The 16,624-nt window shown below is 39.6% G+C and carries 16 protein-coding genes; 9 read left to right on the top strand and 7 right to left on the bottom strand.

Annotation, left to right across the window (positions count from 1 at the left end; translation table 11 throughout):
* The first annotated feature begins 88 nt into the window (after positions 1 to 88).
* The 5 genes from ACLCEG_RS14675 (at position 89) to ACLCEG_RS14655 (ending at position 5,411) form a co-directional block, all read left to right on the top strand.
* Positions 89 to 1,138: an AraC family transcriptional regulator ligand-binding domain-containing protein gene (locus ACLCEG_RS14675; protein WP_410568062.1), complete on the top strand. Its 1,050-nt coding sequence runs from the start codon at positions 89 to 91 to the stop codon at positions 1,136 to 1,138.
* Between the two features lie 244 nt (positions 1,139 to 1,382).
* Positions 1,383 to 2,186 (top strand): tryptophan synthase subunit alpha, encoded by an 804-nt coding sequence (gene trpA / locus ACLCEG_RS14670; RefSeq protein ID WP_004705707.1) that lies wholly within the window; start codon positions 1,383 to 1,385, stop codon positions 2,184 to 2,186.
* Positions 2,183 to 3,079 (top strand): acetyl-CoA carboxylase, carboxyltransferase subunit beta, encoded by an 897-nt coding sequence (accD, locus tag ACLCEG_RS14665; protein WP_004705709.1) that lies wholly within the window; start codon positions 2,183 to 2,185, stop codon positions 3,077 to 3,079. Before trpA ends, accD begins: the two co-directional genes overlap by 4 nt.
* Positions 3,076 to 4,362 carry a bifunctional tetrahydrofolate synthase/dihydrofolate synthase gene (folC, locus tag ACLCEG_RS14660; RefSeq protein WP_410568060.1) on the top strand — a complete coding sequence of 429 codons (1,287 nt, stop codon included), beginning with the start codon at positions 3,076 to 3,078 and terminating at the stop codon, positions 4,360 to 4,362. Before accD ends, folC begins: the two co-directional genes overlap by 4 nt.
* Positions 4,353 to 5,411, top strand: a complete 1,059-nt coding sequence (locus tag ACLCEG_RS14655) for an SPOR domain-containing protein (protein WP_081410023.1) — start codon at positions 4,353 to 4,355, stop codon at positions 5,409 to 5,411. Before folC ends, ACLCEG_RS14655 begins: the two co-directional genes overlap by 10 nt.
* A gap of 28 nt (positions 5,412 to 5,439) precedes the next feature.
* On the opposite strand, the gene ACLCEG_RS14650 is transcribed toward ACLCEG_RS14655, so the two are convergent.
* The 3 genes from ACLCEG_RS14650 to ACLCEG_RS14640 form a co-directional block, all read right to left on the bottom strand.
* Complete coding sequence (locus tag ACLCEG_RS14650; protein ID WP_174735363.1) at positions 5,440 to 6,018, bottom strand: dual specificity protein phosphatase family protein; 579 nt, start codon at positions 6,016 to 6,018, stop codon at positions 5,440 to 5,442.
* Positions 6,015 to 6,827 (bottom strand): MBL fold metallo-hydrolase, encoded by an 813-nt coding sequence (locus tag ACLCEG_RS14645; RefSeq protein WP_004705713.1) that lies wholly within the window; start codon positions 6,825 to 6,827, stop codon positions 6,015 to 6,017. The genes ACLCEG_RS14650 and ACLCEG_RS14645 overlap by 4 nt, the downstream gene beginning before the upstream one ends.
* Positions 6,828 to 7,149: 322 nt before the next feature.
* Complete coding sequence (locus ACLCEG_RS14640) at positions 7,150 to 7,788, bottom strand: peroxiredoxin (RefSeq protein WP_410568057.1); 639 nt, start codon at positions 7,786 to 7,788, stop codon at positions 7,150 to 7,152.
* Between the two features lie 407 nt (positions 7,789 to 8,195).
* Between ACLCEG_RS14640 and secA the strand changes: the two genes are divergently transcribed.
* Both secA and ACLCEG_RS14630 read left to right on the top strand, forming a co-directional pair.
* On the top strand, positions 8,196 to 10,919 hold the full coding sequence (gene secA, locus ACLCEG_RS14635) for a preprotein translocase subunit SecA (protein ID WP_410568055.1): 2,724 nt from the start codon (positions 8,196 to 8,198) through the stop codon (positions 10,917 to 10,919).
* 130 nt (positions 10,920 to 11,049) lie between these two features.
* The gene (locus ACLCEG_RS14630; protein WP_410568053.1) at positions 11,050 to 11,493 is read left to right on the top strand and encodes a hypothetical protein; all 444 of its coding nucleotides are present in this window, start codon (positions 11,050 to 11,052) and stop codon (positions 11,491 to 11,493) included.
* 68 nt (positions 11,494 to 11,561) lie between these two features.
* On the opposite strand, the gene ACLCEG_RS14625 is transcribed toward ACLCEG_RS14630, so the two are convergent.
* Positions 11,562 to 12,872 carry an MFS transporter gene (locus ACLCEG_RS14625; RefSeq protein WP_410568051.1) on the bottom strand — a complete coding sequence of 437 codons (1,311 nt, stop codon included), beginning with the start codon at positions 12,870 to 12,872 and terminating at the stop codon, positions 11,562 to 11,564.
* 134 nt (positions 12,873 to 13,006) lie between these two features.
* A complete protein-coding gene (gene trhA, locus ACLCEG_RS14620; protein WP_263614548.1) occupies positions 13,007 to 13,648 on the bottom strand; it encodes a PAQR family membrane homeostasis protein TrhA in 642 nt (213 codons plus the stop codon).
* Between the two features lie 126 nt (positions 13,649 to 13,774).
* Here trhA and ACLCEG_RS14615 point away from each other — a divergent pair, with 126 nt between their 5' ends.
* On the top strand, positions 13,775 to 14,986 hold the full coding sequence (locus ACLCEG_RS14615) for a class I SAM-dependent methyltransferase (protein ID WP_410568049.1): 1,212 nt from the start codon (positions 13,775 to 13,777) through the stop codon (positions 14,984 to 14,986).
* A 13-nt stretch (positions 14,987 to 14,999) separates the two neighbouring features.
* Entirely contained in the window at positions 15,000 to 15,419 is a 420-nt protein-coding gene (locus ACLCEG_RS14610) for a GNAT family N-acetyltransferase (RefSeq protein ID WP_410568047.1), read from the top strand.
* A 28-nt stretch (positions 15,420 to 15,447) separates the two neighbouring features.
* Here ACLCEG_RS14610 and ACLCEG_RS14605 read toward each other — a convergent pair whose 3' ends face one another.
* A complete protein-coding gene (locus ACLCEG_RS14605) occupies positions 15,448 to 16,308 on the bottom strand; it encodes a patatin family protein (protein ID WP_410568045.1) in 861 nt (286 codons plus the stop codon).
* 15 nt (positions 16,309 to 16,323) lie between these two features.
* Positions 16,324 to 16,578, bottom strand: a complete 255-nt coding sequence (locus ACLCEG_RS14600) for a hypothetical protein (protein WP_019457519.1) — start codon at positions 16,576 to 16,578, stop codon at positions 16,324 to 16,326.
* Between the last annotated feature and the right edge of the window lie 46 nt (positions 16,579 to 16,624).

Genomic DNA, 16,624 nt, shown 5'->3' with positions numbered 1-16,624 from the left:
TATGTCGTGAATGGTCGGCTTTGTTTTGACAGTTATCGCCAATTTTTATACAGTTTGCGACAAGATGGCAGTAAAAAAAGGAAACGCCATGCAAGAATTTACGATCTCTAACGGGTACTTTTATCTTTGGAATACGTATTTAAAAGAAAAGGGAGTCGCTTGGCAGACACTTAATTTAAATGACACTCAAACTCGCCAAGTTCAAAATATTTTGTCTGCCTCTATTGATGCTCAATCTTCTTTGCATCTTTTCATTGAGCTTTTAGAATTGACTGAATCTCGATTACAAGTGACCAATTTGGCTTTAGAAATGGCAGCCTGTATTACACCTGCCAACTTTGGGGTGTTGGGTTACATGGCATCTAGAAGTGATACTTTGGGGCAAGTGGTTCAGTATATTGCTAAGTTTCACCGCTTAGTCATAGATGGCGAGCAAGTTGTACCTATACAAATTGAGCAAGATGCTTCCAAAATTCGATTGTATTGGCCTTTGGTTGATGCCAGTAATATTGTACTTAGTGAGTTAACTTTAGCAGCAATGGTACAGCTCGCTAAAGAGATTGCTCCCTTACATGATTTTCTTTTACAGCATATTGAGTTTGTACATCGACCTCGAGGTGCGCTGGTTCATTATCAACGGTTCTTTCAGTGTAAATTGTCATTTGACCGACCTTACTATGCATTAACTTTTGCAAGTGAAAGTTTAAATGTTCGTCCCCAGCATGCAGACCCAACTTTAGTACAGCTTTTAGTAAAACAAGCCGAAGAAGCTTTGGTTCAAAGAAAAGTACATACCGATTTAGTTCAGCAAATACATTGGATCGTACAAGAATATTTCAAGCATAAACAGCAAGCACCCCAAATAGAAGATATTGCCATCGAGCTCAATGTTTCAGTGAGGAGCTTGCAACGCCAACTACAGGCATTAAACACTTCATTTAAATTAATTTTAGATGCTGAGCGTATGAAGCGCTGCGAGATATTGTTAAGTCAAAATGAAAGTCTTACTGCAATTGCTGACCAGTTGGGTTATTCCGATCAGTCTGCACTTGCAAGAGCACATAAAAACTTAACAGGACAAACGTTACTCACTCGTAAAAAGCAATTGCTACTCGCCCATAAAAATACAGAGCAATAGAGTTTTTGGTGCTTTTTTGCTCAAATTGCAAATAAATAATGACTCAAAAATAGGAAGCTTTGATCATTGAGAAAAGTTTCAAAATATTGATAAATGTACGCCATGGGTTGTATGAATCATACAATCGAATATCGCCATAACGTTAGACCTGTTCAATGAACAAAAAATAGCGTTAAAATGCGATGTTCTTGTATTTCTACAAACAACTCCTCAATTTTAAATAATTCAAGGAAAGCACAACCCTATGTCACGTCTTGCCACCCGTTTTGAAAAGTTGCAGTCCCAACAGCGTAAAGCACTTGTATCTTACGTCATGGCGGGTGATCCACAGCCACAAGTAACGGTACCGTTACTTCATAAAATGGTTGAGGCAGGAGTAGACGTCATTGAGCTTGGTTTACCATTTTCAGATCCAATGGCTGATGGGCCAGTAATTGCGCTTGCGGCTGAACGTGCACTTGCAGCAGGGACTAATACCTTAGATGCATTGAACATGGTAAAAGAGTTTCGTGAACAGGATCAAGAAACACCTGTAGTTTTGATGGGTTATCTCAATCCTGTTGAAGTAATTGGTTATGAAAAATTTGTTTCTTATGCGAAACAATGTGGTGTAGATGGCTTATTACTTGTGGACTTACCACCAGAAGAGTCAAAAGAATTTGGTGCAATCTTAAAACAGCATGATATGGACCAAATCTTCTTACTTGCACCAACTTCAACCGATCAACGTATTCAACACGTAGCGAATCAGGCAAGTGGGTTTATCTACTATGTTTCACTTAAGGGTGTAACAGGTGCAGCGACTTTAGATACTTCTGAAGCGGCTGCGCGTATTGAAAAAATCAAGAGTATGACTAACGTTCCAGTTGGCGTTGGTTTTGGTATTAGTGATGCTGCTTCCGCGAAAGCGATGGGTAGTGCTGCAGATGCTGTGATTGTAGGTAGTGCTTTCGTTAAATCTTTTGCAACGTTGACAGCTGAAGAAGCTGTTGAACAGACGGTGAATAAAGTCAAGGAGCTTCGAGCAGCGCTCGATGAGTTAGTATGAATCAAGAAGTGAAATCAGGGAAAGTTCTTAGCCCTTCGACACCATGGACACAACGACCAGTTCCAGGTATTGAAGTTGCAGATGAGCAACAGACTCTCAAAGCAACATTTACTGAGCCGACTATTGAGTGCCCTGAATGTCATGCTTTAGTGACACGTACAGCTATATCTTTTAACGCGTATGTATGTCCACAGTGTGACGAACACTTAAAAATGAAAGCTCGCGATCGCTTAAACTGGTTCTTCGACAATGTTGTGACTGAATTAGGTCAAGAGTTTAGCGCGAAAGATCCATTAAAGTTTGTTGATAGCAAACCGTATCCAGAACGTATGCGTGAAGCGCAAACTAAAACTGGTGAAACGGAAGCGTTAATTGCCATGCAAGGTAACTTAAATGGCGTAGACATGATTGCATGTGCTTTTGAGTTCGACTTTATGGGCGGCTCAATGGGTACTGTAGTAGGTGACCGTTTCGTTCAGGCGGCTGAGCTTGCAATTGAAAAACGCCAACCATTAATCTGCTTTGCAGCTTCTGGTGGTGCGCGTATGCAAGAAGGTATGTTGTCGCTTATGCAAATGGCGCGTACTTCTGCTGCGATTCAAAAATTAAAAGATGCTGGTTTACCTTATATCGTGGTGTTAACACATCCAGTTTATGGTGGTGTAACAGCTTCTTTAGCAATGTTGGGTGATATCCATATTGCAGAACCTAAAGCAATGATTGGCTTTGCTGGTAAACGTGTAATTGAGCAAACTGTACGTGAAACATTGGAAGAACCGTTCCAACGTGCTGAATATTTGCTTGATCATGGTGTAATCGATCAGATTGTTCATCGTCATGCTTTACGTGATACTGTATCTCGACTTGTATCGAAATTGATGAACTTACCTTGAAACAACAAGCTCCACTTTCAACAGACTCTTTAGATACATGGCTCAATTATTGGAGCCATGTTCACGTTACAGGGATCGATCTTGGTCTGGAACGTGTTATTCCGGTAGCAGAAAAATTAGGAGTGACTAAACCCACTGCTAAAGTTTTTACTGTTGCCGGAACGAACGGGAAAGGTTCAACTACAACAACACTTGCATCTATATTAAAAGCGCAAGGTTACAAAGTTGGGTTGTATCAATCACCGCATATCTATCGTTTTAATGAACGAGTCAAGTTAGGTGGAGTCGAGGTTGATGATCAAAGCCTGATTGATGCTTTTGTGCAAGTTGATCAGGCTCGTCGTGATTGCGATTTAAGCTTATCTTTTTTTGAAGCAACCACTTTGGCTGCTTTTGTCATTTTTAAGCAACAACAATGCGATGTATGGGTGCTTGAAGTCGGTTTAGGCGGGCGTCTTGATGTCGTCAACGTCATTGATCCTAATATTGCTGTAATCACCAATATCGGTCTTGATCATACTGACTGGTTAGGCGATACCATTGAGAAAATTGCTTTTGAAAAAGCAGGTATTATTCGCCCTGATATTCCAGTGATTTTTGCAGGTGAACAATCTTTACCTCAGGCTATTCAAGATAAAGCCAATTCTTCACAAGCGAAACTATACGCGATCAATAGAGACTATTTTTATAAACTCGCAAATGATGGAAAACACTGGTATTTTGCAAGTGAAGGAACTACTTTAAAATTACCACTAGGGTCGCTTGCAATTGAAAATATTGCAGGGGCAGTTGCTACTGTATTAAATAGCGGACTTGAAATCTCGCAACTCGCGCTAGAGCAGGGTATTGAAAATGCACGCTTAGCAGGTCGTTTTGAAGTGCGCCAAGTTAATGGAAAAACCATAATTTTTGATGCCGGACATAATCCACATGGTGTTGAATTTTTGTTAAAGCAATTGCGAAATTTCTTAGAATACAATAAACAGTACACAGAAGTTGTCGCAGTATTTTCAATGCTGGCAGATAAAGATATAAAATCAGTAGTGGATTTATTGAAACCTACTGTTTTACATTGGAAAATTGCTGAGTTGAATGTGCCGCGTGCTGCACCGATTCAGCAGTTGAATGACGCCCTACAAGGCCAGACAATACAACAATTTGGCAATATCAAAGAGGCTTTTAAATCAGCGCTTGAGCAAACAAATAACAATCAGCTGATTTTAGCCTGTGGTTCGTTTCATACTTTAGAAGCGATTTGGGAGTATTTGGAAGAATGTCAATGAATAACAAACAACGCTGGATGGGTGGCGTTGTTTTATTAGGTGGTGGTGTTTTATTGGCAGCATTACTTCTAAAAGGAAATGAAGAAATAAAACATGTGGGCGCTGAACCACAGACCTCAACATCACCGAAATTACACGCTAAACCAAAGCCATCAGCACAAGAAGGACAGATGGTACAGCTACAACCGCTTGCAGTGGATGTAGAAACAGAAAAACGTCTTCTTGAAGAACAACGCCGTTCTCGTGAAAAAGCGGTTGCTGAGCAAGAGGCTCGTGCTGCCGAATTCTTGGCAATGCAACAACAGGCCGAAGCAGATGCAGCCCGTAAAGCTGCTGCCGAATATGCTGCAATTAATGCTCGCCGAGCTGCTGCTCAAGAAAGCTCAGATAACATTCCTCCTGAAGTTGCAGGTTCTGATGGAAAGACAAAAGGACAGCAAACTGATACAAAAAAGTCAGTAGATACAGCTAAAGCAGAAGCCGATAAAAAAGCGGCTGAAGCCAAGAAGCAAGCAGAAGCCGACAAAAAAGCCGCTGAGGCAAAGCGTCAGGTAGAAGCAGATAAAAAAGCTGCAGAAGCCAAGAAGCAAGCAGAAGCTGATAAGAAAGCTGCTGAAGCTAAGCATAAAGCTGAAGCCGAGAAAAAAGCGGCAGAAGCTAAACATCAAGCCGAGGCAGACAAAAAAGCTGAAGCTAAGAAGCATGCTGAAGCAGAAAAGAAAACAGCAGAAGCTAAGCACAAAGCTGACGCTGAGAAAAAAGCTGAAGCAGAGAAAGCGCGTGAGCTGCTTGAAAATGGCGATAAAAAGTGGATGGTACAAGTTGCATTGGCTGCCAATCAGGCAAATGCAGATGCTGTTGTCTCTAAACTACGTGCTAAAGGTTATAAGGTCACGACAAGTCCGACCAGTAAAGGTATCCGTATTATGGTTGGACCTGCGAAAGACCGTGATACCGCAGATGCAGCTCGTAAGAAAATTACCTCTGACTCCAGTTTAAACATGAAGTCAGCTTGGGTCATTGATTGGGTGCCATTAGATCAGCGCTAATCTGATCTAAGGTTTATTCAAGATCTAGTTAAGATGGGTTCGACAATTGTTGTTGAATCCATTTTACATTTTCAGGGGTAAATAAACGGTCAATATTTTTCCAAATAATATGATAACCATATCCGCCTTCCTTCATTTCTTTAACTGCATCATCAATTGCCCAATGCTCAAAAATAATTCGATACATCGCTACGCTAGCACCAGTACGGTCTGAACCGTGGTAGCAGTGTAATAAAACACGTTGATTATTTTGTTTAGCAATTTTAATTTGCTGCATGACTTCTAACAGGTCTTGTCTGTTAATTGCCCATGTATCGATAGGAATGTGAACAAGATTAAAATTCTCATTTTTAAATACTAATTCGTCTGAGTCTTTTGCTCTTAAATTAATGATAGTTCCGATTTCATGACGTTTTAATTCGGGAATCATTGCAGCATTTGGTTGTTCGCTACGAAAAACATCATTGCTCACTTGATAGAAATTATGTGTTTGAGAAACTAAAGTTCCCCAATCTTTGGGTCTATGCTCATGTGCAATGCTTTCATGTTGCATACATCCCTGTAGGTTTAGACACAGAACAAGGGCGATGAGGGAGATTTTTTTCATGTTTGATACCGTCGAAGCTCATGAGGGTCATGGGCACAAATAATTTCAATCGTTGGCTCATGTTGAGCCAAATGCTGTAATTTTTTAAGGTTAATAAGACGCTTTTCATTATCTTCTGCAAACGTTTTTTCCAGAAGGGTTAGCGATCTTAATTTATTTGCTGGATTTAACTCTAGATGTGAGTAATAAGCATCTCCGCAGAACAACAACCACTGATTTTGTTGTTTGATGGCAATACCACAATGTCCAGCGGAGTGGCCTAATAATGGCACCATTAAAATTTCATCTTGGAATAACGGAAAACCTTTTACTTTTTCAAGATTAAACCATTTTTCACCTTGCTGATATTCAACGAAATTCCAGTATCGATGCTGATTATATTGATTGGTTCTATAGCGAAGTTTACCTTTAAAATTAGGTAATTGCGCAGCATTATATTCAGTGGCTAAGACATGAACTGTGGCATGAGGAAAGTCAGAAATGCCACCTGCATGGTCAAAGTCGAGGTGAGTCACAAAGATGTGCTGTACATCTTTAGGATGAAAACCTAGTTTTTGTATTTGCTGGATTGCACTGAATTCAAGATTCGTCTCAATTTTCCCCAAACGTTTAACTAACGAGCCAAGGCGTTGTTGCATGTGTAAATAGTCTTGTAGACCAAATCCTGTATCAATGAGTACAAGCCCACGGTCCGTCTCTACTAAAAGACAATGGCATACCACTTCAGCTTTCCAGCCTTTCTGCCCAAATAAAGGCGCGCAGACAGGACACATACTGCCGCATTTTAAATGATGAATTTTATGGATCATGATTGTTGTTTTTTGAACAAACTCCTTGGAAGTTATAACTGATCTCGACACTAAAAACCATGTGTATTCAATAATGAAAAAAAGCCATCGGGTGAGATGGCTTGGAGATGGAAACATTTGGTTCTATGTTTGGGCTAGTTTTCTTTATGCTTTTTTTATAATTGGTTACGCAGTTTGCTTGTCTTGAAAATAAGCATTTCAGATGCTTGCCTACGCACTACGTTTGTCTTGCGCTTCGATTAAAGCCTTTTTAAAGGCTTTAATCTAACTCACAGCATAGCTGCTCGTCTTGCGTTCAGAGCGAGCGATGCTCGCTTTATCCTCACTCATCAGGTTGGGGTGTGAGGCGCAAATAAGGTTTTACTGCGGTATAGCCTTTAGGGAAGCGCTGTTTAATTTCTTCTTCATCTTTTAAAGAAGGAACAATCACAACATCTTCACCTTGTTTCCAGTTCGCAGGCGTAGCCACTTTATGCTTATCTGTTAATTGTAATGAATCCACGACACGTAAGACTTCGTTGAAGTTACGACCAGTTGAAGCAGGGTAGGTAATAATTAAACGAACTTTCTTGTTTGGATCAATAATGACTAAAGAACGAACTGTAAGTGTTTCACTCGCATTTGGATGAATGAAATCGTAAAGTTCAGACACTTTACGGTCTTTGTCAGCAATGATTGGAAAATTAACCGTAGTATTTTGAGTTTCGTTAATGTCGTTAATCCAGCCTTTATGTGATTCAACATCATCTACAGATAGGGCAATCGCTTTAACATTACGTTTTTCAAATTCGTCTTTTAATTTTGCTGTATAACCTAACTCTGTTGTACATACAGGTGTATAGTCAGCGGGATGTGAAAATAAAATGCCCCAACTATCACCTAAAAAATTATAAAAATGAATTGTGCCTTCGCTTGATTCTTGTTGAAAATCAGGGGCAGTGTCTCCTAATCGTAATGTCATGATCTTTCCTCAGTTGCTTAAAATTTGTTATGTGTTGAAATGAATATGACGCAATTTATTTATTATTAAAATTATTGTTTTTTTATTTTATTATGAATTTTTTATATAAGTGTAAATATATATGACTAAAACTCACTAATTTAAGAACTGAATCAATGTAACTTTAAGATAAATTTGCTAAATTAGATTTCTCGGAAGTTGTGTTCAATAGATGAGCGTTAATATTGAGTTTTTAGGTGCCGGACATATTCAGCGGCCTTAGAGAAAGGTTGAAACCGTTTGTCTAACTATCAGATTTTTTTTATGGGTTTTGTGCAAAACCCTTGTACTTCAAATTTCTGGCACCATAATAAACGACTGAGAAAAAATTTATTCATTTGACCAAGCAAGATTTAGAGAGTTTATCCATGTTGGCAAGTCTGATCGGAGGTATCTTCGGTACAAAAAATGAGCGTGAACTCAAACGCATGCGCAAAATTGTTGAGCAAATCAATGCGCTCGAGCCGACGATATCAGCTTTAAGCGATGCAGACTTATCTGCAAAAACTCCAGAATTCAAACAACGTTATAACAATGGCGAAAGTTTAGATAAGTTACTCCCTGAAGCGTTTGCAGTTTGTCGTGAGGCAGCAAAACGTGTAATGGGCATGCGTCACTATGATGTGCAATTGATTGGTGGTATTACTCTACACGAAGGCAAAATTGCCGAAATGCGTACCGGTGAAGGTAAAACCCTTATGGGTACTTTAGCGTGTTATTTAAACGCATTAAGTGGTCAAGGCGTTCATGTGATTACTGTGAACGATTACTTGGCACAACGTGATGCTGAGTTAAACCGTCCATTATTTGAATTTCTAGGTTTAAGCATTGGTACAATTTATTCAATGCAAGAACCGTCAGAAAAAGCAGCTGCTTACCTTGCTGACATTACCTATGGTACCAACAACGAATTTGGTTTTGACTACTTACGTGACAACATGGTGTTTTCTTTAGCAGAAAAGAAACAACGTGGTTTGCACTATGCCATTATCGATGAAGTTGACTCAATCTTAATTGATGAGGCGCGTACGCCATTAATTATTTCTGGTCAAAGTGAAGACTCTTCACACCTCTATACTGCAATCAATACGATTCCACCAAAATTACACCCGCAAAAAGAAGAAAAAGTTGCCGATGGTGGACATTTCTGGATTGATGAAAAGCAGCGTTCAGTTGAAATGACCGAAATTGGTTATGAAACTGTAGAACAAGAACTCATTCAAATGGGCTTGTTGGCTGAAGGCGAAAGCTTATATTCAGCAACAAACTTAAACCTTGTTCACCACGTGTCTGCTGCTATTCGTGCGCACTTCTTATTCCAACGTGATGTTCACTATATTATTCATGATGGTGAAGTGATCATTGTTGATGAGCACACTGGTCGTACAATGCCGGGTCGTCGTTGGTCAGAAGGTTTGCACCAAGCAGTTGAAGCAAAAGAAGGCTTGGAAATTCAGCCTGAAAACCAAACTTTAGCAACAACTACATTCCAGAACTATTTCCGTCTTTATAAAAAGCTTTCAGGTATGACAGGTACTGCTGATACTGAAGCTGCGGAAATGAAAGAGATTTACGGTCTTGATGTTGTCATTATTCCGACTCACCGACCAATGATTCGTAATGACCAAAACGATTTAATTTATTTAAACCGTAATGGTAAATATAATGCGATTATTCAAGAAATTATGAATATTCGTGAACAAGGTGTTGCACCGATTCTAATTGGTACAGCAACCATTGAAGCCAGTGAAATTCTATCTTCTAAGTTGATGCAAGCTGGTATTCACCACGAAGTGTTGAACGCTAAACAGCACGAGCGTGAAGCAGACATTATTGCTCAGGCGGGTAGCCCAAATGCAGTAACAATTGCAACCAACATGGCTGGTCGTGGTACAGATATTATCTTAGGTGGTAACTGGAAGGCGAAACTTACCAAGCTTGAAAACCCGACAGCAGAAGATGAAGCTCATCTGAAAGCACAATGGGAACAAGACCACGAAGATGTATTGCAAGCAGGTGGTTTGCATATTATTGGTTCTGAGCGCCATGAATCACGCCGTATTGACAACCAGTTACGTGGTCGTGCGGGTCGTCAAGGTGACCCTGGTGTTTCTCGCTTCTATTTATCTCTTGAAGATGACCTCATGCGTATTTTCGCAGGTGACCGTGTTGTTGCCATGATGCGTGCAATGGGCTTACAGGAAAATGAAGCGATTGAACACAAAATGGTAAGCCGTTCTATCGAAAATGCACAACGTAAAGTTGAAGCACGTAACTTCGATATTCGTAAGAACCTATTGAAATACGATGACGTGAATAATGAACAACGTAAGATCATTTATTCACAACGTGATGAAGTGTTAGCTGAAAATACTTTACAAGATTACGTTGAAGAAATGCATCGTGAAGTTATGCAAGCTATGATTGCCAACTTTATTCCACCTGAGTCAATTCATGACCAATGGGATATTGAAGGTCTAGAAAATGCTTTACGTATTGATTTAGGTATTGAGCTTCCAGTTCAAGAATGGTTAGAACAAGATCGTCGTCTTGATGAAGAAGGTCTGGTTGAGCGTATTAGTGACGAAGTGCTTGAGCGTTATCGTCAACGCCGTGCGCAAATGGGTGATGAGTCAGCAGCAATGCTTGAGCGTCATTTCGTTCTAAATTCTCTTGATCGCCACTGGAAAGATCATTTGGCTGCAATGGATTATTTGCGTCAAGGTATCCACTTACGTGGCTATGCGCAAAAGAACCCAGAACAGGAATACAAAAAAGAAGCATTTAACTTGTTTGTGAACATGTTAGGCGTCATTAAAACTGATGTTGTGACTGATTTGTCTCGTGTACATATTCCAACACCAGAAGAACTTGCAGAAATGGAAGCTCAACAGCAGCAGCAAGCTGAGTCGATGAAGCTTTCCTTTGAACATGATGATGTGGATGGCTTAACAGGTGCAGTGACTGCCTCTCAAGAAGCTCTCAATGAATCGGTTGATGAACAACAAATGTTCCCAGTACCAGAAAGCCGTAATGCACCATGTCCATGTGGTTCTGGTTTAAAATATAAGCAGTGTCACGGCAAAATTTAATTTGCTTGATAAAAAAAGCAGAACAATTGTTCTGCTTTTTTTATGTTTGTAGTAAGCCTGTGAATAATGTTTGCAGTTTTAAGTATTAAATGCTATTTACTTCTCATCCAGAGTGTATGTTGGAAAGACAATGAAAAAAGTATTACAACCTTTATTTTTAACTGTTCTTGCTGTACCAAGTTTTGTTTTCGCAGCAGAAACAGCTTCAGCCCCTCAAACCACAACGGTTGATAAGGTTCTTGCAGCAAAAGGCCCAACTTCGGCTCAGGCTGTAGTGAAACAAGAGAATACGACGGTAATTAGCCCTCGTACAGGTATTCGTTATACATTGGGTAATACAGGTAATCGCCCAATCATTTTACAAACTGCTGCGATTGCTCCAGCAAACTCTGCAAACATTAATCGTATTGTGGCAACTAACCCAGCTCTATCTGCAAAAAGCCAAGAAAAAGCAAAAATTGCTTTAATTGGTGAAGCAGCAGTTGCGGGTGCAGCAGCTGTAGCAGCAAGTAATGTAACTACTCCAGCGCCAACAAACAGTGTTGTGCCAGCAAACCCTGCATCAATGAATTAATTTTCATATATAAAAAAAGCCGGTCAATTTTGAACCGGCTTTTTTTATATGAGGGTGTTTGAAAATAGTTAAATCTGATTATTCACATCTACGTTCTTTGTTTCACGTATCAATAAAAATGCGACTAATGATAAAAGTGATGCAGCTGTCAGATAATATCCAACCGCATATAAACCATAAGTTTCAGCAAGTTTTGTAGCAATGAGTGGGGCAAACGATGCGCCAAAAATACCAGCCAAGTTAAAGGTTAATGCTGAACCTGTATAGCGCACTGAAGTTGGGAAAATCTCAGAAAGAACTGTACCAATCGGGCCATAGGTTAAACCCATAATTGATAGGCCAGTACATAAGAAAAGAAAGACGATGAGCGTATTTCCAGACTCTAACATGCTAGAGAAGAATAATCCGAAGATCGCAGCAGCGATACATACGCCAACTGATGTTGCTTTACGTCCAAATTTTTCTGCAAAAATAGCAGATAAAGGAATGAAAGCTGCAAAACAAAGTGTCGCAAAAAGTTGAAGTTCTAAAAACTCACCACGCGCATAACCCAGTTTTGTCGTTCCCCAGTTAAGTGCAAACACTGTAGTCAGATAAAACACAACGAAGGTACAGATTGCGGCAATCGTGCCAAGAATAAGTTTACCTGTGTGTTTGGTAACGACTTCTTTAAATGGAATATTAACTTCTTTTTGTTTATCTAAAACTTTCTGGAAAGCTGGAGTTTCATGGAGTTTTAAACGGATATATAAACCCACAATGACCAAAATTGCACTCGCAATAAATGGAATACGCCAGCCCCATTGCATGAATGCTTGTTCAGGAATAGCCGCACTTAAAAGTAAGAATGATCCCGTTGCTAAAATAAAACCAATAGGCGCGCCAAGCTGTGGGAACATGCCATACCATGCACGCTTACCTTCTGGTGCATTTTCGGTTGCAAGTAGTACAGCGCCACTCCATTCACCCCCTAGACCTAAGCCTTGTCCTAGACGGCAGGCTGCTAATAATAATGGAGCCACAATCCCGATTTGAGCATAAGTCGGAAGTAAGCCAATACATACCGTTGATATACCCATAGTCAGCAAAGCTGCCACTAGTGTTGCTTTACGACCGATTCGATCCCCTAAGTGACCAAATAGTGCTGCACCAATAGGGCGGGCAATAAAGGCAATTGCGAATGTTGCGAGTGATTGTAAAACGGCAGCACTGCCACTGCTGGCAGGGAAAAATAGGTGAGGAAAAATAATCACGGCAGCAGTTGCATAGATGTAAAAGTCGAAGAACTCAATGGTTGTACCGACTAAGCTTGCAAATAAAACTCGTGTTTTCGAATTGGTGGCTACTACAGGAGCAGCTGTCGTAGAGGTTGACTCCATATAAGTCCTTATATAAGTTAAAATTTATTTTTAGTTTACTATTCTCTTTAAAGGCATATTTTTCTCAAAAGAATAGTGTGAAAGAACATCATCCATGACTCTTTCAGGATCACTGAATATGAGTGAAAAATGGATTAAACAACGTACCAATAGATTGCAAGAAAGTGTGCACCTGCACCTAAAAGTACAAAAATATGCCATATCGCATGGGTATATCTTACCTTTTTTAATGCGTAAAACAATGCTCCAACAGTGTAAGCTAAACCTCCAGTAATCAATAACATCAAAGCGTCTTTACTTAAATAGGTACGCATATCATCCATTACAAAAACGGCAAGCCACCCCATAAGAACATAAGCAAGTAATGAAATTTTCTGAAAACGGTGAATAAAAACTAACTTGAAAAGTGTACCAATTGCAGCAATGCTCCAGAGTGCAATAAGTAAAACATGGGCTTTTTGTGTAGGTATCGCAATGCTCAAAAATGGGGTATATGTACCAGCAATTAAATAATAAATAGCCGTGTGGTCGAGTTTTTTATACCAGTAACGTAAGTTTTGGGTCTGGGCAAAATGATAGAGCGTCGAACTGGTAAAAACGAGAATGAGGCTAAATGAATATACCCATAAACCGATCCACTGTCCGGTGGAAAGATAAGATCCTTTCATAATTAAAAGGATAGAGGCAACCACGGCCATAACAACGCCAGCACCATGACTGTAGGCATTAAAAAGTTCTTCTTTTGGATCGTAAGTTTCTAACACCGATTTGCTCATAAGTTTATTTTTTAATTAAAAATACAAATGTATAGAAATACAAAACAGTCGTAAAGTTATTTTATTTTTAATCCTATACCCTTTAAACTTTCAGTTTATATGAGTCACCATTCTTTAGGTATATCTGTGTCGGTTTTCTCCTTTGAGCAAGAACAGCAATTCTTTCATGAAATCAAACAAATGCTTGATGAGCAGAGTTTTGAGCGTTTGATTTTGAGCCAATATAAAGGAGAGTTGGCACAGCTAGAAAAAATTACTTTCCGCATTGTAGAGTTAAATGGGAAAAAGCAGCTTTCAGCTTTATATCATTACACTACTCAAGATGTGACCAAAAACTATACCTTTGAAGAGGGTTTAGAACAGATCACAACACTGATTGTTCAATGCAAACAAGCAAATTTATTTTCAACTCTGCAAGAAATTCAGCTTAAAAAAAATAAGAAAAAAGCCATGCTTAACATGGGTAAAAAGCAAAGTACGAATACAGCTCCAACTGTACAAGCGCATGATCGTGAGAAACAGCGTTATGTACAGCAGAGTAGTGCATTTTTAAAAGAGCTTGGCATTACCGATGAGAAAGCTCAAATCATTCCAAGCATGGCTCGTAAATGGAAGCAGATTAATAAATTTATCGAAATTTTTGCGAGTGCGTATGAGCAGATCGATGCAGAGCAAAAAGAGTTACGCATCGTCGATTTTGGTTCAGGAAAAGGTTATTTAACTTTTGCTTTGTATGATTATTTACAAGAACAACAAAAGATTCCTTTAATTACGGGTGTAGAACTTCGCAGCAATTTGGTGGAGTTTTGCCAGAATGTGGCAGACAAAGTGCATTTTAATCATTTGAACTTTTTTGAAGGCGATGTTCGTAGTTATCAGCCAGAAAAACTGGACGTTATGATTGCTTTGCATGCGTGTGATATTGCGACTGATTTTGCCATTCATACCGGAATTCGTTTGAACGCTTCAATGATTATGTGCGCGCCGTGTTGTCACAAAGAGTTACGCCCACAATTACATAGTCCAGAAGTTTTACAACCAATGCTACAGTTTGGTATTCATGCAGGGCAACAAGCTGAGATGCTGACCGATACTTTGCGTGCGTTACTTTTAAAAGCATATGGTTATGAAACCAAAGTTTTTGAGTTTGTATCGCTTGAGCATACCAGCAAAAATAAAATGATTTTGGCGACAAAACGCAAAGACGTTTCTCAACCTGATGCGAAGATTATGGCTCAAATCCAAGCATTGAAAGAAATGTACGGAATTAAAAAACAGACCTTGGAATTGTTATTACAAGATCAGTTGTCGATCGAAAATATTGGCTGCAAATGCTAGGAAGGTGAGTAGGATGTATGAAGTTATAGCGGGTGGTTGGGAACAGCTTGAGAAAGATGCTAAATACATCCGTGAGCAAGTCTTTATTCAAGAGCAAGGTATTGCATCGGAAGATGAATGGGATGATTTTGATGCCACTGCTGTGCATTTTATGGTGTATGTCAAAGAGCAGCCTATTGCTACAGCACGTTTGTTACCGCAGCATAGTGTAGGACGTGTTGCTGTTTTAATGCCTTATCGAAAGCAGGGTATTGGTAAAATTTTAATGCAGCATATTATCGAATATGCGCGTAACCAAAAACTGCCTTATTTAAAGCTTTCTGCGCAAACCTATGTGACGGCTTTTTACGAAGCTTTAGGCTTTAAAGTGCAGGGTGAGGTTTACCAAGATTGTGGTATTCCCCATATCGATATGACTTTAGCATTAAGTTGAGATTCCTTTTAGAAATCTCAACTTTGAATTACTTCATCGCATTCCAGTTTTCGATGGCTTGTAAGCCAGTCTCCAAACCAACTTCGTAACTATAACGAAGCTTTTTCGGATTTGTGGTTAAGCGGCCAGCCATATTTTTAAGAGGCGGTGGACACACTTCTAAAATTTGCTGGTCTGGGTTTTGACCACGAACAAAATCGATGGAAGCGTTATAGCGGGCGCAGCGATTACGCAAACTACTTGCAAAACCATAGTGGTGTTTAAACGCATATTTCGCGAGGAATTGATCCCCTCGGCTACTGCCCTTAAAGTAATTTTTAGGACGAGTGCGTAAAACTAATAGTTTTTTAACGCCACTTTGCTGTGCTGTCCAGCGAACGGGTAGGGCATCTGCAACGCCACCATCAAAGTATGGTTCACCCATAATATCGACGGGATGACGTGTTAAAACCGGAATTGAGCTAGAAGCACGCAGTGCATTTAGTAAATTATCTTTACCCGCACGAAGATATTCTGCATGACCTGTTTTGGCATGCGTTAATACCATATAAAAATCTGGATTTTTGGCAAAAAGACTCTGTTGATCAAGTGGATGTTCTTTTTCACCAATTTCCCACATCCATTTTAAATCAAGTAAATCGCCACCTTTAAAGAAGCGCTTATAATCGATAAATTCAGGACGTAATGAATGGTCAACATAGAATGTTAAAGTTCGGCCTTGTTGACCTGCCAAGTAGTTAGCCACATTGGTCGAACCAGAAGATACACCAACATATAAGTCAAAAGGATTGAACTGCTGTTGTAGAAAAGCATCAAGTACACCACTGGTAAAGGCACCACGCATGCCTCCACCTTCTACAACCAGTGCGTTGCGGGAAAAATCTGTCATTTGAAAAATATCTGATTACTGATGTGAATGCTGATGTTCTTGCATGTCCATTCCAGGCATGTTGTCATGCTGACTTTGTTGATCTGTCGATTTTTCAGCTTTTTGCTGCATTTCATGCTGTTGAGCTTTGCGCTGAGCACCTGGCATATAGTCAGGTTCGTTACTCATTGCTAAATAGAAAAAGCCAAGGAAAATCGCACTTAAAACACCAACGATCAGAACAAATTTCCAGCCTAAAACTGCTGATTCGGAAGAATTTTTATCGGACATAAGGATTTCTCGAATGTGCTGTAGAAGCACAAAAATGAAGTCTATT

This window comes from Acinetobacter sp. H1(2024) (assembly GCF_046557555.1).
GTDB lineage: Bacteria > Pseudomonadota > Gammaproteobacteria > Pseudomonadales > Moraxellaceae > Acinetobacter > Acinetobacter seifertii.
The sequence above is the reverse complement of the archived record's forward strand: the minus strand, read 5'-3'. Positions and strand labels throughout refer to the sequence as shown.

Excerpts from the sequence above, each read along its gene's own strand:
- ACLCEG_RS14675 (WP_410568062.1), top strand. The coding sequence starts at position 89 with ATGCAAGAATTTACGATCTCTAACGGGTACTTTTATCTTTGGAATACG.
- trpA (WP_004705707.1), top strand. The coding sequence starts at position 1,383 with ATGTCACGTCTTGCCACCCGTTTTGAAAAGTTGCAGTCCCAACAGCGT.
- accD (WP_004705709.1), top strand. The coding sequence starts at position 2,183 with ATGAATCAAGAAGTGAAATCAGGGAAAGTTCTTAGCCCTTCGACACCA.
- ACLCEG_RS14655 (WP_081410023.1), top strand. The coding sequence starts at position 4,353 with ATGTCAATGAATAACAAACAACGCTGGATGGGTGGCGTTGTTTTATTA.
- ACLCEG_RS14650 (WP_174735363.1), bottom strand. The coding sequence starts at position 6,018 with ATGAAAAAAATCTCCCTCATCGCCCTTGTTCTGTGTCTAAACCTACAG.
- ACLCEG_RS14645 (WP_004705713.1), bottom strand. The coding sequence starts at position 6,827 with ATGATCCATAAAATTCATCATTTAAAATGCGGCAGTATGTGTCCTGTC.
- ACLCEG_RS14640 (WP_410568057.1), bottom strand. The coding sequence starts at position 7,788 with ATGACATTACGATTAGGAGACACTGCCCCTGATTTTCAACAAGAATCA.
- secA (WP_410568055.1), top strand. The coding sequence starts at position 8,196 with ATGTTGGCAAGTCTGATCGGAGGTATCTTCGGTACAAAAAATGAGCGT.
- ACLCEG_RS14630 (WP_410568053.1), top strand. The coding sequence starts at position 11,050 with ATGAAAAAAGTATTACAACCTTTATTTTTAACTGTTCTTGCTGTACCA.
- ACLCEG_RS14625 (WP_410568051.1), bottom strand. The coding sequence starts at position 12,872 with ATGGAGTCAACCTCTACGACAGCTGCTCCTGTAGTAGCCACCAATTCG.
- trhA (WP_263614548.1), bottom strand. The coding sequence starts at position 13,648 with ATGAGCAAATCGGTGTTAGAAACTTACGATCCAAAAGAAGAACTTTTT.
- ACLCEG_RS14610 (WP_410568047.1), top strand. The coding sequence starts at position 15,000 with ATGTATGAAGTTATAGCGGGTGGTTGGGAACAGCTTGAGAAAGATGCT.
- ACLCEG_RS14605 (WP_410568045.1), bottom strand. The coding sequence starts at position 16,308 with ATGACAGATTTTTCCCGCAACGCACTGGTTGTAGAAGGTGGAGGCATG.
- ACLCEG_RS14600 (WP_019457519.1), bottom strand. The coding sequence starts at position 16,578 with ATGTCCGATAAAAATTCTTCCGAATCAGCAGTTTTAGGCTGGAAATTT.